The organism is Streptomyces sp. KM273126, from assembly GCF_004337435.2.
In the GTDB taxonomy this organism is placed as follows: Bacteria; Actinomycetota; Actinomycetes; order Streptomycetales; family Streptomycetaceae; genus Streptomyces; species Streptomyces acidicola.
On the sequence record NZ_SJXB02000001.1, the window covers coordinates 3,612,281 to 3,636,161 of the forward strand.

Genomic DNA, 23,881 nt, shown 5'->3' on the forward strand with positions numbered 1-23,881 from the left:
ACGCGGCGGAGCCGCATATCCAACGCAGCCCTATATCCAACGCAGCCCTTACGGGCGTACGACCCCCCTTAACGGGCGTACGACCCCCCTTAACGGGCGTACGACCCCCCTTAACGGGCGTACGACCCCTCTAGAACTTGTTCTTGGGCGTGATCCCCAGCGACATGCCCGACAGCCCGCGCTGCCTGCCGCCCAGCTTCCCCGCGATCGCACGCAGGGCCGAGCCCGCCGGGGACTCGGGGTCCGTGAGGACGACCGGCCTGCCCTCGTCGCCGCCCTCGCGGAGGCGGACGTCGATGGGGATGTTGCCGAGCACCGGGACCGTCGCGCCCGTCGTACGCGTCAGCCCGTCGGCCACCACCTGGCCGCCGCCCGTGCCGAAGACGTCGACCATCTCGCCGCAGTGCGGGCAGGGCAGGCCCGACATGTTCTCGACCACGCCGACGATCTTCTGGTGGGTCTGCACCGCGATGGAACCGGCCCGTTCCGCGACCTCGGCCGCCGCCTGCTGAGGCGTCGTCACGACGAGGATCTCGGCGTTCGGGACCAGCTGGGCGACCGAGATGGCGATGTCGCCCGTGCCCGGGGGCAGGTCCAGGAGCAGGACGTCCAGGTCGCCCCAGTACACGTCCGCCAGGAACTGCTGGAGCGCGCGGTGGAGCATCGGGCCGCGCCACACGACCGGCGTGTTGCCCGGGGTGAACATGCCGATCGAGATGACCTTCACGCCGTTCGCGGACGGCGGCATGATCATGTTCTCGACCTGGGTGGGGCGTCCGTCGGCGCCCAGCATGCGCGGCACGGAGTGGCCGTAGATGTCGGCGTCCACGACGCCGACCTTCAGGCCGTCCGCCGCCATCGCCGCCGCCAGGTTCACGGTCACCGAGGACTTGCCGACGCCGCCCTTGCCGGAGGCCACCGCGTACACGCGGGTCAGCGAGCCCGGCTTGGCGAACGGGACCTCGCGCTCGGCCTGGCCGCCGCGCAGCGAGGACGCCAGTTCCTTGCGCTGCTCGTCGCTCATGACGTCCAGCGTGACGCCGACGCGTGTGACGCCGTCGACCCCCGAGACCGCGTCTGTCACGCGCTGCGTGATCGTGTCGCGCATCGGGCAGCCGGAGACCGTCAGGTACACGGTGACCGCGACCGCTCCGTCCGAGCCGATCTCCACCGATTTGACCATCCCGAGTTCGGTGATGGGGCGGTTGATCTCGGGGTCGTTCACCGTCGCCAGTGCTTCGCGGACCGCGTCTTCCGTAACCATAGGACGATGGTACGGCGACCCGCGGGGGCCCTGGGAGCCCTGGGAGCCCGTCACCGGTCGTCCATGTCACGTCCGCCGTCGGGCTCGGCCGGGAATTCGCGGTGGCGCCCGTCACCGGGGCCGTGGCCGCGTTCGTCGCCGTGGCCGTTCGCCCGGTGACCGTCCAGATCCCTGGCGAGGTCCTGGAGTTCGGAGCGGATCCAGTCGCGTGTGGCGACCTCGCCGAGGCCCATCCGCAGGGCGGCGACCTCCCGCGTCAGGTACTCCGTGCCCGCGATCGACCGCTCGTTCTGCTGGCGGTCCTGTTCGAGGTTGACCCGGTCGCGGTCGGCCTGGCGGTTCTGCGCGAGGAGGATCAGGGGTGCGGCGTACGAGGCCTGGAGCGACAGCGCCAGGGTCAGAAGGATGAACGGGTACTTGTCGAAACGCAGGTGGACGGGCATGGCCACGTTCCACCCCACCCACAGGACGACGACGACGGTCATCCAGACGATGAACCGTCCGGTGCCGATGAACCGCGCGATCTGCTCGGACAGCTTCCCGAAGGCCTCCGCGTCCCACTCCGGCACCAGCCTCCGGCGACGCGGGAGCGGTTGGTCGAGGCGGGCGCGGGCGCTGGCCGTGGCACCGGCGGGCGTGCGCTCACCGGCAGCGTGGGCGCGCTCGCGCCCCTGGCGCTCAGGAGGCATGCGTGTTCGCCCCCTCGTTCAGATGGAACTCCGTCTCCCGCCAGTCCTCCGGCAGCATGTGGTCGAGCACGTCGTCCACGGTCACCGCGCCCAGCAGCGAGCCGCTCTCGTCCACGACGGGCGCCGCGACCATGTCGTACGTCGCGAAGAACCCGGCCACGACGGGCAGCGGGGCCTCGGGGCCGAGCGTCTGGAGGGAGTCGTCGAGGAGCGCGCTGACCAGGGTGTACGGCGGGTCCCGCAGCAGCCGCTGGAAGTGGATGGTGCCCAGATACTTCCCGGTCGGGGTCTCGTCCGGCGGGCGGCACACGTACACCTGGGCGGCGAGCGCGGGGGAGAGGTCGGGGTTGCGGACGCGGGCGAGCGCGTCGGCGACCGTCGCGTCGGGCCGCAGCACGATGGGCTCGGTGGTCATCAGCCCGCCGGCGGTCTTCTCCTCGTACGCCATGAGCCTGCGTACGTCGGCGGCCTCGGACGGCTCCATCAGCGTCAGCAGCCGCTCCTTGTCCTCCTCCGGGAGCTCGGAGAGCAGGTCGGCGGCGTCATCCGGATCCATGGCCTCCAGGACGTCCGCGGCCCGCTCCTCCTTGAGCTTGCCGAGGATCTCGATCTGGTCGTCCTCCGGCAGCTCCTCCAGCACGTCGGCGAGGCGGTCGTCGTCGAGGGCCGAGGCCACCTCTACGCGGCGCTTGGCGGACAGATGGTGGAGCACGTTGGCGAGGTCGGCGGGTCTCAGCTGCTCGAAGGTGGCCAGCAGGCTTTCCGCACCCTGCCCGTGCTCCTCCAGTGAGAACCCCGTGACGGCGGACCACTCGACGGTGAGCGTCTCTCCCTTGCTGCGCCGGAACGTGCCGCCCTTCCCCTTCCGTACGAAGACACGATCGATCTCCCACTCCCGGCGGGCGGGCAGCTGCTGCACGGAGACGTCGAGGACCGTCACCTCCTCCCCGGTCTCCACGAGCCGTACCCGCCGGTCGAGGAGCTCACCGAGGACCAGCCGCTCGGTGGGCCGCTGTTCGAACCGGCGGACGTTCAGCACTCCTGTGGTGATGACCTGCCCCGACTCGATGCTGGTGACCCTGGTCATGGGCAGGAAGATGCGGCGCCGGGTCGTCAGCTCCACGACCAGCCCCAGCAGTCGCGGGGGTTTACGGCCGACGCGGAGCATGGCGACGAGGTCGCGGACACGGCCCACCTGGTCTCCGTTGGGGTCGAAGACGGCGATTCCGGAGAGGTGGGAGACGAAGATCCGGGGCACGCCGGCCGCCATGTGTCAGGCCTCCGTTTCATGCGGGATTGTCCACCTAGATGGGCTTCAGGCTAGCCCGTCCCGGTCGGATACGCCCTGGTGAGCGGGGCGGACGGACTGCCTCCGAGGGGCGCGCGGGGCCCCGGTACGCTGCGGTACGCCGTTGAGTCCTCCCGTACGAGAGGTGTCCCCCCTGTGACTGTGATTCCCCGTACCCGAAGGGGCGCGATGGTCAGCGCGATCTGTGCGCTGGTGGTGGCCGGGTCCGGGTTGACAGGGTGCGCCAAGGACGACCCCGACGAGGGCACGAACGGGGTCGGGAAGCTGTCGGCCGCGAAGATCCAGAGCCGGACGGCGTCGGCGGCGAAGTCGGCGGACACCGTGCGGCTGTCCGGGACCGTGGTGAGCAAGGGCCGCACGTACAAGCTGGACATGCGTCTCGCCGAGAACGGCGGTACGGGCTCGGTGACGTCGGAGGGCTCCACGTTCCGGCTGCTGCGGGTCGGAGAGCACCTGTTCCTGAAGGCCGACAAGGCGTTCTGGGAGCACGAGGACGACAAGGGCGGCGACAGCGAGTCGGACAGGGCGGCCGCGGACAAGCTGAACGGGATGTACGTGAAGGTGCCGACGGGCGACCCGTCGTACCAGCGCTTCAGCGGCTTCACGGACAAGGACGTCCTGCTGGCCGGCCTGCTGACGCTGCACGGCGACCTCTCGACGGCCGGCCGCCACGAGCAGGCCGGTATCCGCACGATCCGCATCACCGGCGACGAGGGCTCCGGCGGCACCCTCGACGTGTCCCTGGAGGGCACCCCGTACCCCCTCCGCCTCGTCCGGGCCGGCGACGCGGGCACCATCCGCCTCAGCGACTGGGGCAAGCCCTTCTCCCTGGAGGAGCCGACGGAGAAGGAAGTCGTGGACTACGGCCAGCAGCTGCCGACGTCGTAGGGCGCACCGCTCCCCTACTCAGCGGAGCGCTGGCCCTTGCGCTTCCTGAACAGGAGGCGGGGGAGCCCGGCCGGTATCGGGCGACGCGTGGTGGCCGGAGTGGCCGGCGGCGTCGCAGCCAGCGAGGAGTCGGGCAGCGGCACCGTCGCTCCCGTCGGCTCCAGGCGGAGCACCCGGCACTCGCGGGACCAGCGGTCGGGCATGGCCTCACCGTCGGGGGCGTTCAGCCGCTTGCCCTTCAGCTCGGCGACCGTGGCCTCCCAGGCGGCGGACCCCGGGGCGAGCTCGGTGACCTTCGCCGTCCATGTGGTCAGGCGGCCGCCCTTGTCCTTGCTGCGGACGGTCACGGCCGCCTCGGCGCCGTCCACCAGCCCCGGCAGCGGCTGCTCACCGGGCCCGTCGCCGACCACGCACGCCGCGCCCTCGTGCCAGACGTGCCACAGGGCCCGGGACGGCGCGCCGGTGCCCTGGACCCAGATGAGCCCGGACTTCTTGGTGGCCTCCTCGACCAAGGCCCGGTCGAGCAGCGTGTCGGTGACGGTCATGGGGGCAAGCCTAACGAGCGCCACCGACAGCGTGGGGCCCCCGCTCACAGCCAGCCGTTGCGCTTCAGCGTGCGGTGGATGCCGAAGCAGAGGGCCACGATGACGGTCAGCACCATCGGGTAGCCGAACTTCCACCGCAGCTCCGGCATGTAGTCGAAGTTCATGCCGTACACCCCGCACACCATCGTCGGTACGGCGATGATCGCGGCCCACGACGTGATCTTGCGCATGTCCTCGTTCTGCGCCACCGAGGCCTGCGCCAGGTTGGCCTGGAGGATCGAGTTGAGCAACTCGTCGAAGCCGAGGACCTGCTCCTGGACCTGGGTGAGGTGGTCGGCCACGTCCCGGAAGTACTTCTGGATGTCCGGGTCGATCAGTCGCATCGGGCGCTCGCTCAGCAGCTGCATCGGCCGCACCAGGGGCGACACCGCGCGCTTGAACTCCAGCACCTCGCGCTTGAGCTGGTAGATCCGGCTCGCGTCGGTACCGCGAGGGGTGCCCTTGCGGCCCGGGGAGAAGACCTCCGTCTCCACCTCGTCGATGTCGTCCTGCATGGCCTCCGCGACCGCGATGTACCCGTCCACGACGTGGTCCGCGATGGCGTGCAGCACCGCCGACGGGCCCTTGGCGAGCAGCTCCCGGTCCTCCTGCAGCCGGTGCCGCAGCGCCCGCAGGGAGCCCTTCCCGCCGTGCCGCACGGTGATGAAGAAGTCCCGTCCGGTGAAGCACATGACCTCGCCGGTCTCGACGACCTCGCTGGACGCGGTCAGCTCGTCGTGCTCCACGTAGTGGACGGTCTTGAAGACCGTGAACAGCGTGTCGTCGTACCGCTCCAGCTTCGGTCGCTGGTGGGCGTGGACCGCGTCCTCCACGGCCAGCGGGTGCAGCCCGAACTCGGCCGCGATGTCGGCGAACTCGGCCTCGGTCGGCTCGTGCAGGCCGATCCACACGAACCCTCCGTCCCGGCGCACCTGACGAATCGCCTCATGCGGCGTCAGGTTCCGGTCGGCGGTGACGCGTTCGCCGCCGCGGTAGACGGCGCAGTCCACGACGGCCGAGTTGTTCTCGGCCGCGTGCGCGGTGTCGTACGCCGTGCCGTTCTTGCGCAGCGACGGACGGGGGCGGACCGCGGCACGCAGGTCACGGATCATCGACATGGCTGGCTCCTTCGCAACGAAAGGCCGCCGGCGGCGGTTGGAACTGCCCGGAATGGGGACGTCCTGACAAGGCGTCTCCCCGCCTGTGAGGCAGGGAAGGATGTTTGGCACGTCCACAAAGCGGGGAGCACCGCACCGTCGCGGTGGCAGCTTCGCTTGATTCAGATCAAGACAGATCAAGAAAGATCAAGGCAGATCGGACGGATCGAATGGAACGACGAGATCTGGCTCGGGTTCGGTTTCGAGCTGGATCGACGGCGTCCGGTCGATCGGCCGGATCAGGTGGAACGAAGTGCTCTTCCGTTGTGCACCGGCGACACGGCAGCGGATGTGACGCGGGTGCGGGAGGCGGCGGCCGACGGAGCGACAGCCAGAACCGGAACTACGGAACGCGGTGACCGGAAGAGCGGGTGGTACTGCACGGTCGACTTCGGTCCATTGCAGCCTCACCTCCTCCGGCCGGTCCCCCGTGAGGGACGATCCAATCCCGGGCCCCTCGGGGCCCCGGTCCCCGTAGGGGAGTTTCAGCGGGTCGAGGCTTGACAGCGACGCTTCGGCGTGCTGCCCCGACCGGGGCTCAAGAGTAACAGCCGCCCTTGGAGTCAAGGCGCCGCTTTGCCCTTTGCTGACGAGTTCTATGCTCGGCTCATGGCCGATGTTCTTCCTTTGGTGGAGGCCCGTTTGCGCTCTGCGCTGGGCGAACCCGACGCGCGCGCCGCGGTGACCTTCCTGGGTGCGGATCGCATCGAGGTGCTCCGCTTCACAGAGGACGACATCGTCCGCTACGCCACGCTGGGCATGTCCGCCCAGCCGATGGCCGATCCGAACGCCGTTGTCGCCGACCCGGTCAAGGGACCGCGCGCCGAGCTGGTCCTCACGGTCCGGCGCGGCGCCGGCGCCGACACCGACAAGGTGCTCCGCCCGCTCGCCGTGCTCGCCGCGTCTCCGCAGGTGGAGGGTGTGGTGGTGGCCCCCGGCGCCTCGCTCGACGTGGGTGAGCCGCTGTGGCCCGGAGCCCCGTTCATGTCCGTCCTGGTGGCCGAGTCCGGTGGCCTGGTGGAGGACCTGGAACTGGACCCGCCGGCCGAGCCCGTGCGCTTCCTGCCGCTGCTGCCGATGACTCCGAACGAGGCAGCCTGGAAGCGCGTCCACGGAGCCCAGGCCCTCCAGGAGCGCTGGCTCGCCGGCGGGACGGACCTGCGTGATCCGTCCCGTGGGTCCGTGTCCCTGGGCTGAGCCTGTCATGTGGCCGAAAACGGCCCCTCCGTCGGTCAGTTGGCCGTTGACCGCTGACGGTTGGCCGGCAGAGCCGGGGAGTGCCCGGGTCCGCCGTGTCCGCAGTGTCAGTCGTGTCAGCCGGCGAAGACGGCGACGCCGTCCTCCTGGGCGTGCTGCGGCCGGTGCTCCTCCGCTTCCGTCGTGAGCGCCTTCCGCCGTACGAGGACGACGAGGGCGCCCGCCACCGCCGTCACCGCGGCGACCACGAAGGGAACATGGACGTCGGTCCACTCCTCGATCTTCGGCGCGAAGAAGGGGGCGGCGGCCGCCGCGAACCACCGCACGAAGTTGTACCCGGCGCTCGCCACGGGCCGCGGCGCGTCCGAGACGCCCAACGCCAGCTCCGTGTAAACGGTGTTGTTCACGCCGATGGCCGCCCCCGACAGAATCGTGCAGACGACGGCGGTGGCGTGGTCGCCGTACCCGAGGACCAGCACGTCCGCGGCCAGCAGCACCAGCGAACCGCCCAGCACCCTCAGCGAACCGAACCGCGCCTGGAGCCGCGGCGCCACGATCACCGAGAAGACCGCGAGCAGCACGCCCCAGCAGAAGAACACCGCGCCCGACCGGTACGGGCTCATGTCGAGCACGAACGGCGTGAAGGCCAGCACGGTGAAGAACGTGTAGTTGTAGAAGAACGCCGAGACGGCCGCCGAGGCGAGACCTCCGTGGCCGAGCGCCTTGACCGGGTCCAGCAGTCCCGTCTTCCGTGCGGGCCGCGGCTGTTCCTTCAGGAACGCCATGATGCACAGGAACCCGACCGCCATCAGGAACGCGGTGCCGAAGAACGGGTACCGCCAGCTCGCGTCCCCGAGCAGCGCGCCCAGCAGCGGCCCGCACGCCATGCCGAGGCCCAGGGCCGACTCGTACAGCAGGATCGCGGCGGCGCTGCCCCCGGCCGCCGCGCCGACGATGACCGCGAGCGCCGTCGACACGAACAGCGCGTTGCCGAGCCCCCATCCGGCGCGGAAGCCCACCAGTTCACCGACCGACCCGGACGTGCCGGACAGGCCCGCGAAGACCACCACGAGCGCGAGACCGAGCAGCAGGGTCTTCCGGCCGCCGATGCGGCTGGAGACGAAGCCGGTCACCAGCATCGCGACGGCGGTGATCAGGAAGTACGAGGTGAAGAGCAGCGAGACCTGACCCGCTGTCGCGTCGAGGCCCTTGGCGATGGACGGCAGGATCGGGTCGACGAGCCCGATGCCCATGAAGGCGACGACGGACGCCCCGGCGGTCGCCCAGACGGCCTTCGGCTGCCACAGCAGCCCGCCCCCTCCGGCGTCGAACGCCTCCGGCCTGGCGGGATCTCCTGTACTCATGTCTGCTCCTTCATCGCCACGGGGATCAGTGCTGTATACACATAATAAGTTAGATTGCCTAATTAATGCAAGCTACATCTACTTTCTTCTGGTGATCGGGCCGCTGCGGACGGGTGATCGTCCTTGACGCGAGAGGGGACGGGTAGGACCGTTGAGCCCTATGAGGGGCGAACCCAGTTGCCCGAAGTGCGGTGGCCGGGTCAGGGCTCCCGGACTCTTTTCCGACTCGTGGCAGTGTGACGTGCACGGAACCGTGCATCCGCTGCAGCCCGTGATCCCGCCCAGCGTCGAGGCCCTCAGCGTCGTGGTGCACCGTGCCCGGGTGCCGGTCTGGATGCCGTGGCCGCTGCCGGTCGGCTGGCTGTTCACCGGGGCGGCCTTCGCGGGGGACGAGCGCAGTGGCGGTCGCGGGACCGTCGTGGCCTGCTCCGGGCCGGGACCGCTCGGCGGCGTGGGCGAACTGGTGCTCGTCGCCGAGGAACTCGGTGTCGGGCTCGGCGCGCGGTACGCGGGCATCGACGGACCCGACCCCGGCCCGTACATGAACGTCGAGAAGCCGCCCCAGGCCAAGGTCCTGGCCGCCGGCCGCCCGACCCCGCTTTGGCATGTATCCGGTACCCCCGACGACCGGGCCGTCTTCGCGGGCGAGGCACGAGGTTTGTGGCTGTGGGCGGTCGTCTGGCCCGAGACGACGGGGCTGCTGATGTACGACGAACTGGTGCTGACCGATCTGCGGGACGCGGGGGCGGAGGTCGATCTGCTGCCGTGCGGGGCGTTGTCGCCGCGGATCCTTGAGCCGTAGCGCTCCGCTGGGTTGGGCGGTGGGGTTCGTGGGTTTCTGGGGGCGGTTTTCGTGTGCGGGGTGTTGTGGGTTGCTCGCGCCCACGCGGCGGAGCCGCACACTGTCGCAGCCCCGCGCCGCTTGCGTGCCCGTGCCCGGCGGTGCCGGGGTGGCCCGAGGGCCGGTTACCCTAGAGCGTCCCTTCCGCTTCGTCGTCGCCTGGAGTTTGTGTCGTGCGTATTGACCTGCACTGTCACTCCACGGCTTCCGACGGTACGGACACCCCGGCCGAGCTGGTGCGGAACGCGGCCGCCGCCGGGCTGGACGTCGTAGCGCTGACCGATCACGACACGACCCGTGGGTACGCCGAGGCGATCGCTGCGGTGCCTGAGGGACTCACGCTGGTCACCGGTGCCGAGCTCTCCTGCCGCCTCGACGGTGTGAGCATGCACATGCTGGCGTACCTCTTCGACCCCGAGGAGCCCGAGCTGCTCGCCGAGCGCGAGCTCGTCCGGGACGACCGGGTGCCGCGGGCCCACGGCATGATCGCCAAGCTGAACGAGCTGGGCGTGCCCGTGACCTGGGAGCAGGTCTCCCGGATCGCCGGAGACGGGTCGGTCGGACGCCCCCACGTCGCCACCGCCCTTGTCGAGCTCGGCGTCGTACCGACCGTGGGCGACGCCTTCACCGCCGACTGGCTGGCCGACGGCGGCCGGGCCTTCGTCGAGAAGCACGAGACCGACCCCTTCGAGGCGATCCGGCTGATCAAGGGCGCGGGCGGTGTCACCGTCTTCGCGCACCCCGGCGCCGCCAAGCGAGGCCGTACCGTGCCGGAGTCCGCGATCGCCAAGATGGCCGCCGCCGGGCTCGACGGCATCGAGGTCGACCACATGGACCACGAGCCCGAGACCCGGGCGCGGTTGCGCGGACTGGCGGGCGAGCTGGGGCTGCTCACCACGGGCTCCTCGGACTACCACGGCAGCCGCAAGACCTGCGTGCTCGGCGAGTACACGACCGATCCCGAGGTGTACGGCGAGATCACGCGACGGGCGACCGGGGCCTTCCCCGTGCCGGGGACCGGCGGGGGCCGCGGCGCCGGGTGAAACAGCCGATCATCCGGGGCGCTTCGGATGCCCATGCCCCTTTGATTCCGTCCTGATTCCGGTCCTGGTTCTGTCCTGACTCCGGTCGTGATTCCGGTCCTGGTTCTGTCCGGGCCGGACGTGGTTCTGCTCGGTCCTGCCTGATCTCTTCCACTCCGGCTGAGCTCTCGGCTGGTGGCTCTCCGCCGGTTCCGGCGGCATGTCTGCCGGGCTCCCGAGCCGCACAGCCTCCCCTCCGTGGGCCACCACCTCGTTCGCTTCTCCCTCTTCCCTCTCCCTCCCTCGCAAGGCACCACTGTGTTCGACGTCGCCGTCTTCGGTTCGCTCTTCCTCACCCTGTTCGTGATCATGGATCCGCCGGGGATCACCCCGATCTTCCTGGCGCTCACCGCCGGCCGTCCGGTCAGGACGCAGAAGCGGATGGCGTTCCAGGCCGTCTGCGTGGCCGGCGGGGTCATCACGGTCTTCGGGCTCCTGGGACAGCAGATCCTGAGCTACCTGCATGTCTCCGTCCCCGCGCTGATGATCGCGGGCGGACTGCTGCTCCTGCTGATCGCGCTGGACCTGCTGACCGGCAAGACCGACGAGCCGAAGCAGACCAAGGACGTGAACGTCGCCCTCGTACCGCTGGGCATGCCGCTGCTCGCGGGGCCCGGCGCGATCGTGTCCGTGATCCTCGCCGTCCAGAAGGCCGACGGAGTGGCGTCCCAGGTGTCGGTGTGGGCCGCCATACTCGCGATCCACGTCGTGCTGTGGCTGACGATGCGGTACTCGCTGCTGATCATCCGCGTCATCAAGGACGGCGGGGTGGTGCTGGTGACCCGGCTCGCGGGCATGATGCTCTCCGCGATCGCCGTGCAGCAGATCATCAACGGGGTGACGCAGGTGGTGCGGGGCGGCTGAGTCCCCGGTGAGTCCCGGGGCGGGGCTGGGGGGCGAGGTCGGGCCGGGTGCACAACCTCTGGTTGTGACTGTTGGCCGGATGGTTGTTTGATCAGGTGGCGCGCCGGGCGCTTTGCTGTCGCTGGTCGATGTGAGGTTTCGTTCGGGTGCGGCGGCTGGGGGTTGTGCTGGGCATGGGGGCCAGGCGGTCGCTGGGGCGGCGGTTCGGGTGGCTGTGGGCGGCGTACGGGGTCAGTGCGTTCGGCACCCGGCTCGCCTTCGACGCGTTTCCCCTGATCGCGGTCCTGGTGCTGCACGCCGGGCCCATGGAGGTGTCGGCGCTCGCCGCCGCGGGGTTGGCGGTGGGGGCCGTGGTGGCGGTGTCGCTCGGCCCGTGGGTGGAGTCGCACCGCAAGCGGCCGGTGATGATCGCGATGGACCTGGTCCGGTTCGCGGCGTTGCTGAGCGTCCCCGCCGCGTTCGCGCTCGGCCTATTGAGCTTCGTCCAGCTCGTGGTCGTGTCGGTCGTGGTCGCCGCGGCCGACATCACTTTCAACGCGGCCGCCGGCGCGTACCTGAAGGCACTGGTACGGCCGGAGGACCTGCTCGTCGCGAACGGGAGGTTCGAGGCCACGACCTGGACCACCACCATGCTCGGACCGCCGCTCGGCGGGACCATGATCGGGGTGTTCGGCCCGGTGGTGACCGTGGTGGCCGACGCGCTGAGCTATCTGCTCTCGGCGGTGGGCATCCGTGCGATCGGGGGCGGGGAGCCGCTACCCGTACGTGCCGGCACGGCGGCAGGGCGGTCGCGGGCCGACGCATCGTCGCGGCTGCGTGCCGAGGAGCCGTCACGGCTGCCGCCCGGTGAACCGGCGCGGCCACCTGCCGAGAAGGAGGCGTCGCGTTCACGCGTCGGTGAGCTCCTCGACGGCTGGCGGTACATCCTGGGCGACCCCGTGCTGCGCCCGCTGTTCCTCAACACCGTCCTGGTCAGCGGCCTGATCATGGCGACCGCGCCGCTGCTCGCCGTTCTCATGCTCGGCCACCTGGGGTTCGCGCCCTGGCAGTACGCACTCGCCTTCTCCGTGCCCTGCGTGGGCGGGCTCATCGGCTCACGACTGGCCCCTCGGCTCGTCACGCGGTTCGGGCGGCACAGGGTCATGCTCACCGCCGGAACACTGCGCGCGTGCTGGTCGCTCGGGCTGGCCTTCGTCGGGCCCGGCACCACGGGTCTCGTCCTCGTCATGGCTGTCGAGCTGGGGCTGATCACCTGCGTGGGTGTGTTCAACCCGGTGTTCGCCACCTGCCGGCTCGAACGGACGCCGACGGAACGCGTCGCCCGCACCCTGACCGCGTGGTCGGTCACCAGCAAGGCCGGCATCGCGGCTCTGACAGCCCTGTGGGGCCTGCTGGCCGGCCTCGTCGGCACCCGGACGGCGGTGGGGATCGCGGGTGTCCTCCTCCTGGCCACTCCGCTCCTGCTCCTTCGGGTCGGCCACGCGGACGAACAGAGCCCCGCACGGCGCCGATGCCGTACGGGGCTCTGAAGCCTGTGAAGATCCGCGTTACGAAGCGGTCGTTTCGGCCGGGCGGATCCAGAGTCGCTGCCCGGTGGCGGCGGCCTGCTGAACGATCCGGTTGACGGAGGCGGCGTCCACAACGGTGCTGTCCACGGGCGTACCGTCGACATCGTCGAGTCGCATGATTTCGAAGCGCATGGCTTCTCCCTTCGTCTGGTCATCCTCCTGAGGAGAACTGCTGATGGTGGAGCGCAGGGCTTTCCGTGACCTGCGTTCCTAATGGGGTCAACGAGATGCCCCCTGCAAACATTCCCTACGCTAAGGAAATTTTTCGGGTACCTAATTACTCACCCGTGAGCGTGCTGTCCCAGAGCGAATCTCCGTCAGGTGAAGAAGACTGACCGGGACCGGTTGTGTTCGCAGCGTGACCGCCGGGACAATGGATGCATATGAACGACGACAACCTCACGGCGCTCGGCGCCCGCATCGACCGAACGAACGAGCTGCTCCAGCGCATGCTCGCCGAGGTGGCGAAGACGCCCTCGACGCATGCGATCTTCGTCGACGCGGGCTACCTCTACGCGGCCGCGGGGCGGCTCGTCGCCGGAACGGAGGACCGGCGGTCCTTCGACCTGGACGCCGAGGGGCTGATCGACGCGCTCATCGACCGGGCGCGCACGATCTTCGCCGACAGCCGGCTGCTGCGGGTGTACTGGTACGACGGAGCGAGACGCCGCATCCACACGGCGGAGCAGCAGTCGATCGCGGAGCTGCCGGACGTGAAGGTCCGGCTCGGCAACCTGAACGCGAACAACCAGCAGAAGGGCGTCGACTCCCTGATCCGTACCGACCTCGAGTCCCTGGCCCGCCACCGGGCCATCAGTGACGCGGCGCTCCTCGGCGGGGACGAGGACCTGGTGTCGGCGGTCGAGGCGGCCCAGGGCTACGGGGCGCGGGTTCACCTCTGGGGCATCGAGGCGCCCGAGGGCCGCAACCAGGCGGAGCCGCTGCTCTGGGAGGTCGACAGCCAGCGGACGCTCGACCTCGACTTCTTCAAGCCGTACGTGTCACGGCGGACCGCCCCCACGTACGACGCCACGACCGCCGCCCGGCCGACCCGTGAGGACGTCCGCTTCGTGGGCGCCCAGATCGCGGCGAAGTGGCTGGCGGCGCGGGGCCGGGAGACGGTGGGGGAGCTGCTGCCCGGGCATCCCTATCTGCCGGGGTCCGTGGACCAGGACCTGCTGGTCGAGGCGGAGGGGTTGTTGCAGTACTCGCTACGGGGGCAGGCCGATCTGCGGCGGGCGCTGCGGGACGGCTTCTGGGAGCACTTGCAGGCTCAGTACTGAGCCGCGGAGCCCTTGAGTTTCTGAGCCGCGGAGCTCCTGAGTTTCTGAGCCGCGGAGCCCCCGAGCTCGTGAGCAGTTCGTGCGCCCCTGAGAGCTGAGCCGCTAGGCGTCGGCCGTGATGCCGTCCCAGAACTCGACGCAGGCCCGGGCTGTTGCCTCCGGCTGGTCCGCGTTGGGGGAGTGTTCGGCTCCGTGGATGACGGTGCGGTGGGCGTGGAGCCGTACGGCCATGTCGTCGAGGAGGGGGAGCGGCCAGGTGTCGTCGCGTTCGCCGGAGAGGACATGGACCGGGAGCCGGAGCGCGGCCAGCTCGGCGACGCGGTCGGGTTCCGTGCAGAGCTGGCGGCCCGTGGTGATGAGCTGGGCCGGGCTGTTGCCGAGCCAGCGGTGGCGCAGGGCGGCCCGGTCCTCCAGCCCGTTGTCGAGAGCGGGCGTATCGGTGTCCTCGGGGGGTTCCATGGCCTGGATGGCGTCCCACACCTGCGCCATGTCCATCACGGCGAGGACGTCTCGCAGCAGCTTCACGCGCTGCTGCTGCGAGGCCGAGATCTGGGCCGGACCCGAGGAAATGAGGGTGAGAGAGGCGAAGGGGGCCGGATCGAGGAGTACGGCGGCACGGGCGATCTGACCGCCGAGGGAGTGGCCCACGAGGTGTACGGGGGTGTCGCTGACCGTGGCGACCTGGGCGAGGACGTCCTGCGCCAATTCGGCCTGGGCGTACGGGGATTCGTCGTCCCTGGGCCCGGGGGTCTCGTACTGGCCGCGGCCGTCCACGGCGACGGTCCGGTAACCGGCGGCCGCGAGGGGCTGGTGGAGGGCGATGAAGTCCTCCTTGCTGCCGGTGAACCCCGGAAGGAGCAGGGCGGTGCCCTTCTCGGCCGTACCCGCCTCTATCACGGCGAATTCCCCACGGGGGGTACGGAGACGATGCGCTCGCGCGCCGGGGGGCGGGGCAAAGGTGGCGGGACGGCTCATGGGGGAGGTTATAGGCGTGGGGACGGCGTTGGCATCGGAGTGCGCCCCTGATGGGGGCGCGCGAAGTCGAGAATTTGGCTGATGGCCCGGCTCCCGTAAGGGGACCGGGCCATCAGTCGGCAGCTGTCAGGCCGCTGTGGTCACGAGTCCGTGACCTCTGTGACCTCCGCGGCGGCCGCGGCCTTCCGCGTACGTCGCCGGGGCTTCGCCTCGGCAGCCTCGTCGCCTGCCTGGGCCGGGACCGCCGGCTCAGCGGCGGCCTTTCGCGTACGGCGCCGCGGTTTGGCCTCCGTGGCCTCCCCTACGGTGTCCACCGCCGGCTCGGCAGCCTTCCGTGTACGTCGCCGGGGCTTCGTCTCCGTGGCCTCCTCCACCGTGGCCACCGCCGACTCGGCCGCAGCCGCAGCCGTGGTCTTGCGGGTGCGCCGCCGGGGCTTGGCCTCGGTGACCTCGCCGACCTCGGTGGCCTCGGCCGTCTGCGCCGGGATCTCGGCCTCGGCCGTGGCCACCGCCTTGCGGGTCCGGTGGCGAGGCTTGGTCTCCGTGGCTTCGGCCGTGTTCAGGGCGGCTTCGGCGGCGGTTTCGGCCGGGGCTTCGGCGGTGGTGGCCGCGGTCTTCCGGGTGCGGCGGCGGGGCTTGGTCTCCGTGGGTTCGGAGGGAGCCAGGGCCGTCTCGGTGGCTTCGGCCGTGTCCACCGCTGCCTCGGCGGTGGCTGCCGCCTTGCGGGTGCGGCGCCGGGGCTTCGTCGGGGCCTCCTCCACGGCCTCGCCCGGCTCCGCCGCAGGAATCGCCTCGGTGGTCACCGGGGCGGTCGGTTCCTGGACGGCCGGCTGCTCCGCGGGGACGCCGGCGCGGGTGCGGCGACGGCGACGCGGGGTGCGGGGTTCCGTGAGCTCCGTGGAGTCTGCGACGTCCGTGGAGTCCGTGGACTCCGTGGGGGTCCCGGAGGCAGGGGACTCCAGCGGGGCGCCGGCGCGCGTACGGCGGCGGCGTCGGGGCGTACGGGCCGGGCGGTCCTCGGCAGGGCGGGGGCTCCGGCCGCGCGGGCCGCGGGCGCCCGTCTCGCCCAGGTCCTCCAGCTCCTCGGCCTCCAGGCCCGCGCGGGTGCGCTCGGCACGGGGGAGGACGCCCTTGGTGCCCTCGGGGATGCCGAGGTCCGCGAACAGGTGCGGGGAGGTGGAGTAGGTCTCCGGCGGGTCGTTGAAGCTGAGCTCCAGCGCTTTGTTGATCAGCTGCCAGCGCGGGATGTCGTCCCAGTCGACCAGGGTGATGGCGGTGCCCGACGCTCCCGCGCGGCCCGTGCGGCCGATGCGGTGGAGGTAGGTCTTCTCGTCCTCGGGGGACTGGTAGTTGACGACGTGCGTGACGCCTTCGACGTCGATGCCGCGGGCCGCCACGTCCGTGCAGACGAGGACGTCCACCTTGCCGTTGCGGAAGGCCCGCAGGGCCTGCTCGCGGGCGCCCTGGCCGAGGTCGCCGTGCACCGCGCCGGAGGCGAACCCGCGGCGCTGGAGCTGCTCGGCGATGTCCGCGGCCGTGCGCTTGGTGCGGCAGAAGACCATCGCCAGGCCGCGGCCATCGGCCTGCAATATGCGGGCGACCATCTCCGGCTTGTCCATGGAGTGCGCGCGGTAGACGTGCTGCGCCGTGTTCGCGACCGTCGCGCCCTGGTCGTCCGGAGCCGTGGCCCGGATGTGCGTGGGCTGCGACATGTAGCGACGGGCCAGACCGATGACCGCGCCCGGCATGGTGGCCGAGAAGAGCATGGTCTGGCGCTTGGCCGGAAGCATGTTGATGATCTTCTCGACGTCGGGCAGGAAGCCCAGGTCGAGCATCTCGTCGGCCTCGTCGAGCACCAGGCACCGTACGTGCTTCAGGTTGAGCTTCTTCTGGCCGGCGAGGTCCAGCAGCCGGCCCGGAGTGCCGACGACCACGTCGACGCCCCGCTTGAGCGCCTCGACCTGGGGCTCGTACGCGCGGCCGCCGTAGATCGCCGTGACGCGTACGTTACGGACCTTGCCCGCGGTCAGCAGGTCGTTCGTGACCTGGGTGCAGAGCTCGCGCGTGGGGACGACGACGAGTGCCTGCGGGGCGTCGGTGAGTTCCTCGGGCTTGGCGCGGCCGGCCTCGACGTCGGCGGGGACGGTGACGCGCTCAAGGAGCGGGAGGCCGAAGCCCAGCGTCTTGCCGGTGCCGGTCTTGGCCTGGCCGATGACGTCGGTGCCGGAGAGGGCGACCGGGAGCGTCATCTCCTGGATGGGGAAGGGTGTGGTGATGCCGACGGCTTCCAGGGCCTCGGCGGTCTCGGGAAGGATCCCGAGTTCTCGGAACGTCGTAGTCAGGGCGCTGCCTCTTCTGTGTGGGCGGTGCGAGGCGAGCGCGGGGGTCGTGTCGGACCGTGCCGGGGACGTCGGCCGCCTCACGGGCTGGCCGTGGGGCACGGGACCACTGCCGACGCTCTAGCGCTCGAACCGCTGAGGGTCCCTCCGGACTCCGTACTCACAGTGCCGTACGACCCGGGAGGGCTGTCGGGTCGGAGCCGATCGGGCCACCGACCGGGCATCCTCATTCGTGCGGCCCGTCGGATATTCGGCGGGCGCTTTACCACCATACCCCGGAATCGCGCACACGCGATGGCCGATTTGGTCACGTAGTGGTCGTCACAGTGATTGATCAGGGACATACGCCACTGGTCGAGCGGGCTATTGTGCGCTGCATGACGACGTCTGACAAGCCTGACCGCGCCGCCGACACTGCCGCAGAGACCTCTGCCGAGACCTCCGCCGGGGCCCCCCAGCACACCGGGGTCGCCGCCCAGAACTGGGAGCAGGCCTCCACCGACCCGCAGTACTGCGCCGCGGTCGTGGATCTGCTCGGAGCGCTCGCGTACGGGGAGTTGGCGGCGTTCGAGCGGCTCGCGGAGGACGCCAAGCTGGCTCCGACGCTGGCGGACAAGGCCGAGCTGGCCAAGATGGCGTCGGCGGAGTTCCACCACTTCGAGCAGCTGAGGGACCGGCTCACCGAGATCGGCGAGGAGCCGACGCAGGCGATGGAGCCGTTCGTCGCCGCGCTCGACGGCTTCCACCGGCAGACGGCGCCCTCGGACTGGCTGGAGGGCCTGGTCAAGGCCTACGTCGGCGACTCGATCGCCAGCGACTTCTACCGTGAGGTCGCCGCCCGCCTCGACTCGGACACGCGCGGGCTCGTACTCGCCGTGCTCGACGACACGGGGCACGGCGGCTTCGCCGTCGAGAAGGTGCGCGCCGCGATCGACGCCGACCCGCGGGTGGGCGGCCGGCTCGCGCTGTGGGCGCGGCGGCTGATGGGTGAGGCGCTGTCGCAGTCCCAGCGGGTGGTCGCCGACCGGGACGCGCTGTCGACCATGCTCGTCGGCGGGGTCGCGGACGGGTTCGACCTCGCCGAGGTCGGCAAGATGTTCTCGCGGATCACTGAGGCGCACACGAAGCGGATGGCCGCGCTGGGCCTCGCGGCCTAGGGTCCAGTCAGGCCCTGGGGGCGGGGGCGGGCCCTTGGGCGGGGGCGGTTCGTCGGGGCGCAGTGGGTCCCCGCATCCCGGAAAAGCAGAGGTGCGCCCTCAGGACCCCCGGTGCCGTGGTCGGCGGTCGGCCTTATGCCGTCGCCGACCTTCGCCGAAATCTCTCTGCGGGGCGGAGCAGCAGGGACAGCGAGGCCACGGAGACGATCAGCGCGCCGGTGAGGATGACCAGGAGATGTCCGGCTCCCAGCGCAGTGTGCATGAGGAACGCACCGAAGAGCGCCCCGGCGACACCGGTCGGCAGGACCAGGGTGCGGGACGGCAGGCGGTGCGGCAGTCGGTGCAGGGCCGCCCATGCAAGGGCGAGACCGAGGAGCGCGGAGCCGAGCGCTTCCAAGAACATGATGGGTTCCCTCCCGCACGGCCATGAGCAGATCATCGGTCGTAGCCCGTCTTACCCCTGGCCTGCCCGGGGCAATCATCGTCTGTGGGGGAGATGTGCTCCATCTGTGCAGTTCAGGCCCGGACGGAGCACTGAGGGGGCGGATCAGTGAAGAGGTGGGGCAGCGAAGGGGCCCATGAGTCAGAGGCCCACGAGCGAGGGGGCGCGCAGCGAAGGGGCCCGGTGGCGAGTCGTCGCCACCGGGCCCCTTTCCCTGCTTGCCGCGTACGCGTGCGTACCGCCGGCGCTCCCGCGTGCCTAGAGCGCGCTGAAGCCCACCTTGCGCGCGGTGGGCTCGCCGATCTCCACGTACGCGAGGCGGTCGGCCGGAACCAGGACCTTGCGGCCGTGGTCGTCCACGAGGCTCAGCAGCGGCGACTTGCCGGACAGCGCCTCGGACACCGCGTGCTCGACCTCCTCGGCACTCTGACCGCTCTCCAGAACGATCTCGCGGGGCGCGTGCTGCACGCCGATCTTGACCTCCACGGCTATGTCCCTCCGACGGTCAGTGAAGTGCGCGGCCGTCCGCGCCGTACCCAGCACACATTAGCCCGGTGAGGGGACGTGCATCGGCCGACCAAGAACGCCAGGAGCGAACAGGGGACGGGAACAAAGAACCGTACGGCCCCGCACGTGGCGAGTGTCAGTGGTGCTCGCTGCCGTGCAGAGGGAACCCGGCGATGCCCCGCCAGGCCAGCGAGGCCAGCAGTTGGACCGCCTGCTCGCGTGGCACGCTGCGGTCGCTGTGCAGCCAGGAGCGCGCCACCACCTGGGCGAGACCACCGAGGCCCGAGGCGAGGAGCATCGATTCCGCCCGCGACAGGCCCGTGTCCTCGGCGATGACGTCGCAGATGGCCTCGGCGCACTCGTTCGAGACCTTGTCGACGCGCTCGCGCACGGCGGGCTCGTTCGTCAGGTCCGACTCGAAGACCAGCCGGAAGGCGCCGCCCTCGTCCTCGACGTACGCGAAGTACGCGTCCATCGTGGCCCGTACGCGCTGCTTGTTGTCGGTCGTCGACTCCAGTGCCCCGCGGACCGCCTGGATCAGTGCCTCGCAGTGCTGGTCCAGCAGGGCCAGGTACAGGTCGAGCTTGCCCGGGAAGTGCTGGTAGAGCACCGGCTTGCTGACGCCGGCGCGTTCGGCGATGTCGTCCATCGCGGCCGCGTGGTAGCCCTGGGCCACGAAGACCTCCTGGGCGGCGCCCAGGAGCTGATTGCGTCGGGCTCGGCGCGGCAGGCGAGTGCCCCGCGGGCGTGCCGCCTCTGTCTGCTCGATGGCTGTCACGCCGCCTCCCAAAATCGTCCACATGCGGTGTGCGCCGCGCCGCCATCGTACTTTTCGGTAACCCTGGTGTGCGCGGTGCCAGCGCAGAATTTCATGGACCGTACGCGGGAGGAAATGGCGCGGAGCGCATCAAACAGGGGTGAGGCGGGTAGACGGGCGCACCGCCCGGCCTTCCTCGCGTTCCGGATTCCCGTCATGAGTGCCTCCCGGGTCGGCCGTCCGCCCTGCCGGTTCGCTTCCCGGCCTTGTTGCCGGGTGGACTCGGCCGGGGTCTCTTTCGCCGGGGTGGGGCCGAGTGTGGTCGCCGGTGTCCCCCATGGCCCCGAGGTCCCCGGGGGTCGTCCCCTCGCCGGCGGGCCGTCTGTCTACCGCGGCCCGTCCTCCTGCTGCGGGCCGTTTTCCTGCCGGCCGTTGCCCCGTCACCGGTAATCGTCCTCGTCCAGTTCGACGACCCGCGCCTGCTCGACGCGGTCGGCCTCGTTGGCGCTGTCCGGGTCCACGCCGGTCAGCGGGTCGTCGCGGTGCGGGGCGAGGTCCGCGTGCTGCTCGGCGGCGTCGGCCTCGGGTGCCTCGACGTCGAACTCGGTGGTGTTCGGCTCGCCGAGGGTCTCGGGGTCGGTGGGGTCGACGGTCATGCTGGGCTCCCTTCCCGGAAAACCCCTGAGCTTCCCTGGAGAAGCAGGGGTCATGTGCGGGTACCCTGCGTACGAGCCTAGGAGACACGCGATGGCGGCGCTATGTGATCCGCCTGCGGTTTTGTGGGGTCCGAATGGCCACCGTACGGCTCCCCGACGTGCCATGAGGGCTAACTTCCGTACCGGCAACGGGTGTCTGTGACGGCGAACACATGAGCCACTGCGTGATCGTCTCGTAACATTGCCGCATGTCTTCGACCGAGTTGCCGTCCGCGCTGGCCGCCACCGTCACACCGAAGGCGAGCCCGGTGCGGGTCGCGGTCGGTGAGCGGCTGCGGTCGGTCGGGCTGCCGGGGGTCACGCTGACCGTACGGTCGCGACCACCGGCGCGGGAAGGACTGCCGCCCGCCCTGTATGTGCACGGCCTGGGCGGTTCCTCGCAGAACTGGTCGGCGCTGATGCCGCTCGTCGACGGCCTGGTCGACAGCGAGGCCATCGATCTGCCCGGCTTCGGGGACTCCCCGCCGCCGGACGACGGCGACTACTCGGTCACCGGGCACGCGCGCACGGTGATCCGTTATCTCGACGCGGCCGGGCGCGGGCCCGTGCACCTCTTCGGGAACTCGATGGGCGGTGCGATCACGACCCGGGTCGCGGCCGTACGCCCCGATCTGGTCCGCACCCTGACGCTGGTCTCGCCCGCGCTGCCCGAGATCCGCGTGCAGCGGACCGCGGTGCCCACGGCGCTGCTGGCCCTGCCCGGGGTGGCCCGGCTGTTCACCCGCTTCACCCGGGGCTGGACCGCCGAGCAGCGCGTACGGGGAGTCACGGAACTGTGCTACGGCGACCCCGGGCGCGTGACGCCGGAGGGGCTCCGCAACGCGGTCGAGGAGATGGAGCGGCGGCTGCAGCTGCCGTACTTCTGGGACGCGATGGCGCGGTCGGCGCGCGGGATCGTGAACGCGTACACCCTGGGCGGCCAGCACAACCTCTGGCGCCAGGCCGAGCGCGTCCTCGCACCCACGCTCCTCGTCTACGGCGGCCGTGACCAACTCGTCTCCTATCGGATGGCCCAGCGGGCCGCCCGCACCTTCCGCGACTCCCGCCTGCTGTCCTTGCCGGACGCGGGGCATGTGGCGATGATGGAGTATCCGGAGGCGGTGGCCACAATGTTCCGTGAACTGCTCGCGGAGACGGCGGAGTTGAGCGGTTCGTCGGACGAGAGCGGGGCGGCCTCCGGTGCGGAGCGTCCGGCCTTCGGCGCGTCCGGCTCGGCTTCCGGGACGGACAGGTCAGGTACGGACAGGTCCAGGACGGACAGGTCCAGGACGGACAGGTCCAGGACGGACAGGTCCGGTACGGGCGAACCCGGTTCAGGCGTCCCGGGCGCGGGAGGTTGAGGCGCGGCGTGGGACGGCACAGCCGCAAGGGGCGGCCCGCCAAGGGCGGGACAACCGAGACACCAGTGGCCCCGGCGCCGCCGGTGCCCGGGGCGACCGGCACGCCCGTGCGCGGGACACCGCGCCACCCGGACGGCACACCCCCACAGGGAGTGCCCCGATTCGCCGACGGCGCCCCCTCGCGTGGGGCGCCGCGCATGTACGACGGGACGCCCGCACAGGGCGTCCCACGCTTTCCCGGAGCTCCTGGTACGCCTAATGCTCCTGGCGGTACGTCGGCGCAGGGGGTTCCACGTCTGCCGGACGGTACGCCGGCGCGTGGTGTCCCGCGTCCGCCGCGTTTCCCCGACGGCACGCCGGCGCAGGGCACACCCCAGGTGAGGGGCGGGCACCCCGAGCAGCGTGAACAGGGTGGGGGCTGGGGAAGTTCGCCGCCGCGGGCCCCGCGCAGGCCATGCAGCAGGAGGCGCCGACCGGGTACGCGGACCCGCGTATACCGCGACAGCGACAGCAGCCCGTCCCCGGCCACAGGCCGGAGTCCGGTGAGGGGCGGTCCGGCGCTCCCGGTCCTGGGCCCGGTCCGCGGCAGGCCTACCTCGACGCCTTCGAGGGGGCCGACGAGGCCGAGGAGGGGCTGCCGGGCGAGGCGCCGGGAAGCGGGAAGGGCAAGGGGGGCAAGGGGCGGACGTTCACTGGCATCGCGGCCGCCGCGGTCACCACCGTGCTGGCCGTCGTCGTGGCCGGACAGGTCACCGTCGGTCGTGACGGTGTGTCCTTGCAGTCGCAGGCCGACGAGGGCAGTGACCGCGACTCCGTCGACTCCGCCGACTCCGCCTCGCGGAGCGACGACCGGCCTCGTCAGTCCGTGACGCCGAGCGCGACCCCGCTGACGTACGACGAGAAGATGGGCAAGCGGTACCCGCTCGCCGCCGACCTCGAGGGGAGCGGGAAGTTCCAGGCGGTCATGGGCTTCGACCGGGCGCCGGGCACGGGGCAGAAGCACCGGTACCGCGTCGACGTCGAGGAGGGACTCGGCCTCGACGCGGAGCTGTTCGCGGACGCCGTGCAGAAGACCCTGAACGACGACCGGAGTTGGGCCCAGGGCGGAGGCCGCACCTTCGAGCGGATCTCCTCAGGGAAGCCGGACTTCGTGATCACGCTGGCCAGTCCGGGCACCACCGCCGACTGGTGCGCAAAGTCGGGCCTCGACACGACCGTGGACAACGTGTCCTGCGACTCCGCCGCCACCGACCGTGTGATGATCAACGCCTACCGCTGGGCCCAGGGCTCCAAGACGTACGGCGACAAGATGTTCGCGTACCGGCAGATGCTGATCAATCACGAGGTCGGCCACCGCCTCGGCTACGGCCATGTGACCTGCGACAAGGACGGCGAACTCGCCCCCGTCATGCAGCAGCAGACGAAGTTCCTGGACCATGGCGGGATCAGCTGCCGGGCCAACCCCTGGCCGTTCCCGGGAAGTTGATCTCCGGCAGGCGGACCCGCCGATCCGGCGTCGCGCTCCTCGGCGGGAGTTGGTCATTGGTCATTCGCCTTT

Annotated in this window: 23 protein-coding genes; 10 read left to right on the forward strand and 13 right to left on the reverse strand. The window is 70.9% G+C overall.

Annotated elements, in window-relative coordinates; genetic code table 11:
* Positions 1-130 precede the first annotated feature (130 nt).
* From E0500_RS15655 to E0500_RS15665, 3 genes are read right to left on the reverse strand one after another with little or no spacing between them, the layout of a single operon-like run.
* Positions 131-1,264, reverse strand: a complete 1,134-nt coding sequence (locus E0500_RS15655; protein WP_131569693.1) for an Mrp/NBP35 family ATP-binding protein — start codon at positions 1,262-1,264, stop codon at positions 131-133.
* Between the two features lie 50 nt (positions 1,265-1,314).
* Entirely contained in the window at positions 1,315-1,953 is a 639-nt protein-coding gene (locus E0500_RS15660) for a DUF1003 domain-containing protein (protein WP_131569691.1), read from the reverse strand.
* Entirely contained in the window at positions 1,943-3,223 is a 1,281-nt protein-coding gene (locus tag E0500_RS15665; protein WP_131569689.1) for a magnesium transporter MgtE N-terminal domain-containing protein, read from the reverse strand. The genes E0500_RS15660 and E0500_RS15665 overlap by 11 nt, the downstream gene beginning before the upstream one ends.
* 207 nt (positions 3,224-3,430) lie before the next feature.
* On the opposite strand from E0500_RS15665, the gene E0500_RS15670 reads away from it, so the two are divergent.
* On the forward strand, positions 3,431-4,150 hold the full coding sequence (locus tag E0500_RS15670) for a hypothetical protein (RefSeq protein WP_220140518.1): 720 nt from the start codon (positions 3,431-3,433) through the stop codon (positions 4,148-4,150).
* Positions 4,151-4,164: 14 nt separating this feature from the next.
* On the opposite strand, the gene E0500_RS15675 is transcribed toward E0500_RS15670, so the two are convergent.
* Both E0500_RS15675 and E0500_RS15680 read right to left on the reverse strand, forming a co-directional pair.
* The gene (locus E0500_RS15675) at positions 4,165-4,695 is read right to left on the reverse strand and encodes a hypothetical protein (RefSeq protein WP_131569685.1); all 531 of its coding nucleotides are present in this window, start codon (positions 4,693-4,695) and stop codon (positions 4,165-4,167) included.
* Positions 4,696-4,739: 44 nt separating this feature from the next.
* On the reverse strand, positions 4,740-5,852 hold the full coding sequence (locus E0500_RS15680) for a magnesium and cobalt transport protein CorA (protein WP_131569683.1): 1,113 nt from the start codon (positions 5,850-5,852) through the stop codon (positions 4,740-4,742).
* Between the two features lie 648 nt (positions 5,853-6,500).
* Here E0500_RS15680 and E0500_RS15685 point away from each other — a divergent pair.
* Positions 6,501-7,088 (forward strand): suppressor of fused domain protein, encoded by a 588-nt coding sequence (locus E0500_RS15685; protein ID WP_131569681.1) that lies wholly within the window; start codon positions 6,501-6,503, stop codon positions 7,086-7,088.
* A gap of 116 nt (positions 7,089-7,204) precedes the next feature.
* Here E0500_RS15685 and E0500_RS15690 read toward each other — a convergent pair whose 3' ends face one another.
* Positions 7,205-8,452: an MFS transporter gene (locus E0500_RS15690; RefSeq protein ID WP_131569679.1), complete on the reverse strand. Its 1,248-nt coding sequence runs from the start codon at positions 8,450-8,452 to the stop codon at positions 7,205-7,207.
* A 160-nt stretch (positions 8,453-8,612) separates the two neighbouring features.
* Here E0500_RS15690 and E0500_RS15695 point away from each other — a divergent pair, with 160 nt between their 5' ends.
* The 4 genes from E0500_RS15695 (at position 8,613) to E0500_RS15710 (ending at position 12,768) form a co-directional block, all read left to right on the forward strand.
* Positions 8,613-9,254 carry a DUF6758 family protein gene (locus tag E0500_RS15695; RefSeq protein ID WP_131569677.1) on the forward strand — a complete coding sequence of 214 codons (642 nt, stop codon included), beginning with the start codon at positions 8,613-8,615 and terminating at the stop codon, positions 9,252-9,254.
* A gap of 212 nt (positions 9,255-9,466) precedes the next feature.
* Positions 9,467-10,336, forward strand: coding sequence for a PHP domain-containing protein (locus E0500_RS15700; RefSeq protein WP_131569675.1), 870 nt, complete (start codon positions 9,467-9,469; stop codon positions 10,334-10,336).
* Between the two features lie 297 nt (positions 10,337-10,633).
* A complete protein-coding gene (locus E0500_RS15705) occupies positions 10,634-11,239 on the forward strand; it encodes a MarC family protein (RefSeq protein ID WP_131569673.1) in 606 nt (201 codons plus the stop codon).
* A 173-nt stretch (positions 11,240-11,412) separates the two neighbouring features.
* A complete protein-coding gene (locus tag E0500_RS15710; RefSeq protein WP_181587017.1) occupies positions 11,413-12,768 on the forward strand; it encodes an MFS transporter in 1,356 nt (451 codons plus the stop codon).
* A gap of 18 nt (positions 12,769-12,786) precedes the next feature.
* On the opposite strand, the gene E0500_RS15715 is transcribed toward E0500_RS15710, so the two are convergent.
* Positions 12,787-12,939, reverse strand: coding sequence for a hypothetical protein (locus E0500_RS15715; RefSeq protein WP_131571793.1), 153 nt, complete (start codon positions 12,937-12,939; stop codon positions 12,787-12,789).
* Between the two features lie 251 nt (positions 12,940-13,190).
* Here E0500_RS15715 and E0500_RS15720 point away from each other — a divergent pair, with 251 nt between their 5' ends.
* Positions 13,191-14,090, forward strand: a complete 900-nt coding sequence (locus E0500_RS15720; RefSeq protein ID WP_131571790.1) for an NYN domain-containing protein — start codon at positions 13,191-13,193, stop codon at positions 14,088-14,090.
* 102 nt (positions 14,091-14,192) lie between these two features.
* Here the strand turns inward: E0500_RS15720 and E0500_RS15725 are convergent, their stop codons facing one another.
* Together E0500_RS15725 and E0500_RS15730 are read right to left on the reverse strand one after the other, a co-directional pair.
* On the reverse strand, positions 14,193-15,065 hold the full coding sequence (locus E0500_RS15725) for an alpha/beta fold hydrolase (protein ID WP_131571787.1): 873 nt from the start codon (positions 15,063-15,065) through the stop codon (positions 14,193-14,195).
* A 140-nt stretch (positions 15,066-15,205) separates the two neighbouring features.
* Entirely contained in the window at positions 15,206-17,488 is a 2,283-nt protein-coding gene (locus E0500_RS15730) for a DEAD/DEAH box helicase (RefSeq protein WP_131571784.1), read from the reverse strand.
* A 293-nt stretch (positions 17,489-17,781) separates the two neighbouring features.
* On the opposite strand from E0500_RS15730, the gene E0500_RS15735 reads away from it, so the two are divergent.
* The gene (locus E0500_RS15735) at positions 17,782-18,561 is read left to right on the forward strand and encodes a ferritin-like fold-containing protein (RefSeq protein WP_181587018.1); all 780 of its coding nucleotides are present in this window, start codon (positions 17,782-17,784) and stop codon (positions 18,559-18,561) included.
* Between the two features lie 133 nt (positions 18,562-18,694).
* Here E0500_RS15735 and E0500_RS15740 read toward each other — a convergent pair whose 3' ends face one another.
* The 4 genes from E0500_RS15740 to E0500_RS15755 form a co-directional block, all read right to left on the reverse strand.
* On the reverse strand, positions 18,695-18,964 hold the full coding sequence (locus E0500_RS15740) for a hypothetical protein (protein WP_131565248.1): 270 nt from the start codon (positions 18,962-18,964) through the stop codon (positions 18,695-18,697).
* Positions 18,965-19,261: 297 nt separating this feature from the next.
* Positions 19,262-19,489: a DUF3107 domain-containing protein gene (locus E0500_RS15745; protein WP_181587019.1), complete on the reverse strand. Its 228-nt coding sequence runs from the start codon at positions 19,487-19,489 to the stop codon at positions 19,262-19,264.
* A 157-nt stretch (positions 19,490-19,646) separates the two neighbouring features.
* Positions 19,647-20,288, reverse strand: coding sequence for a TetR/AcrR family transcriptional regulator (locus tag E0500_RS15750; RefSeq protein ID WP_131565245.1), 642 nt, complete (start codon positions 20,286-20,288; stop codon positions 19,647-19,649).
* 419 nt (positions 20,289-20,707) lie between these two features.
* Positions 20,708-20,923, reverse strand: a complete 216-nt coding sequence (locus tag E0500_RS15755; protein ID WP_131565243.1) for a hypothetical protein — start codon at positions 20,921-20,923, stop codon at positions 20,708-20,710.
* Between the two features lie 248 nt (positions 20,924-21,171).
* Between E0500_RS15755 and E0500_RS15760 the strand changes: the two genes are divergently transcribed.
* Both E0500_RS15760 and E0500_RS15765 read left to right on the forward strand, forming a co-directional pair.
* Complete coding sequence (locus E0500_RS15760; RefSeq protein WP_258572792.1) at positions 21,172-22,323, forward strand: alpha/beta fold hydrolase; 1,152 nt, start codon at positions 21,172-21,174, stop codon at positions 22,321-22,323.
* 454 nt (positions 22,324-22,777) lie between these two features.
* Positions 22,778-23,809: a DUF3152 domain-containing protein gene (locus E0500_RS15765; protein ID WP_181587020.1), complete on the forward strand. Its 1,032-nt coding sequence runs from the start codon at positions 22,778-22,780 to the stop codon at positions 23,807-23,809.
* The last annotated feature ends 72 nt before the right edge of the window (positions 23,810-23,881 follow it).

Coding starts and splice junctions, on each gene's coding strand:
- E0500_RS15655 (WP_131569693.1), bottom strand. CDS start 1,264: ATGGTTACGGAAGACGCGGTCCGCGAAGCACTGGCGACGGTGAACGAC.
- E0500_RS15660 (WP_131569691.1), bottom strand. CDS start 1,953: ATGCCTCCTGAGCGCCAGGGGCGCGAGCGCGCCCACGCTGCCGGTGAG.
- E0500_RS15665 (WP_131569689.1), bottom strand. CDS start 3,223: ATGGCGGCCGGCGTGCCCCGGATCTTCGTCTCCCACCTCTCCGGAATC.
- E0500_RS15670 (WP_220140518.1), top strand. CDS start 3,431: ATGGTCAGCGCGATCTGTGCGCTGGTGGTGGCCGGGTCCGGGTTGACA.
- E0500_RS15675 (WP_131569685.1), bottom strand. CDS start 4,695: ATGACCGTCACCGACACGCTGCTCGACCGGGCCTTGGTCGAGGAGGCC.
- E0500_RS15680 (WP_131569683.1), bottom strand. CDS start 5,852: ATGTCGATGATCCGTGACCTGCGTGCCGCGGTCCGCCCCCGTCCGTCG.
- E0500_RS15685 (WP_131569681.1), top strand. CDS start 6,501: ATGGCCGATGTTCTTCCTTTGGTGGAGGCCCGTTTGCGCTCTGCGCTG.
- E0500_RS15690 (WP_131569679.1), bottom strand. CDS start 8,452: ATGAGTACAGGAGATCCCGCCAGGCCGGAGGCGTTCGACGCCGGAGGG.
- E0500_RS15695 (WP_131569677.1), top strand. CDS start 8,613: ATGAGGGGCGAACCCAGTTGCCCGAAGTGCGGTGGCCGGGTCAGGGCT.
- E0500_RS15710 (WP_181587017.1), top strand. CDS start 11,413: ATGGGGGCCAGGCGGTCGCTGGGGCGGCGGTTCGGGTGGCTGTGGGCG.
- E0500_RS15715 (WP_131571793.1), bottom strand. CDS start 12,939: ATGCGCTTCGAAATCATGCGACTCGACGATGTCGACGGTACGCCCGTG.
- E0500_RS15720 (WP_131571790.1), top strand. CDS start 13,191: ATGAACGACGACAACCTCACGGCGCTCGGCGCCCGCATCGACCGAACG.
- E0500_RS15725 (WP_131571787.1), bottom strand. CDS start 15,065: ATGAGCCGTCCCGCCACCTTTGCCCCGCCCCCCGGCGCGCGAGCGCAT.
- E0500_RS15735 (WP_181587018.1), top strand. CDS start 17,782: ATGACGACGTCTGACAAGCCTGACCGCGCCGCCGACACTGCCGCAGAG.
- E0500_RS15740 (WP_131565248.1), bottom strand. CDS start 18,964: ATGTTCTTGGAAGCGCTCGGCTCCGCGCTCCTCGGTCTCGCCCTTGCA.
- E0500_RS15755 (WP_131565243.1), bottom strand. CDS start 20,923: ATGACCGTCGACCCCACCGACCCCGAGACCCTCGGCGAGCCGAACACC.
- E0500_RS15760 (WP_258572792.1), top strand. CDS start 21,172: ATGTCTTCGACCGAGTTGCCGTCCGCGCTGGCCGCCACCGTCACACCG.
- E0500_RS15765 (WP_181587020.1), top strand. CDS start 22,778: ATGCAGCAGGAGGCGCCGACCGGGTACGCGGACCCGCGTATACCGCGA.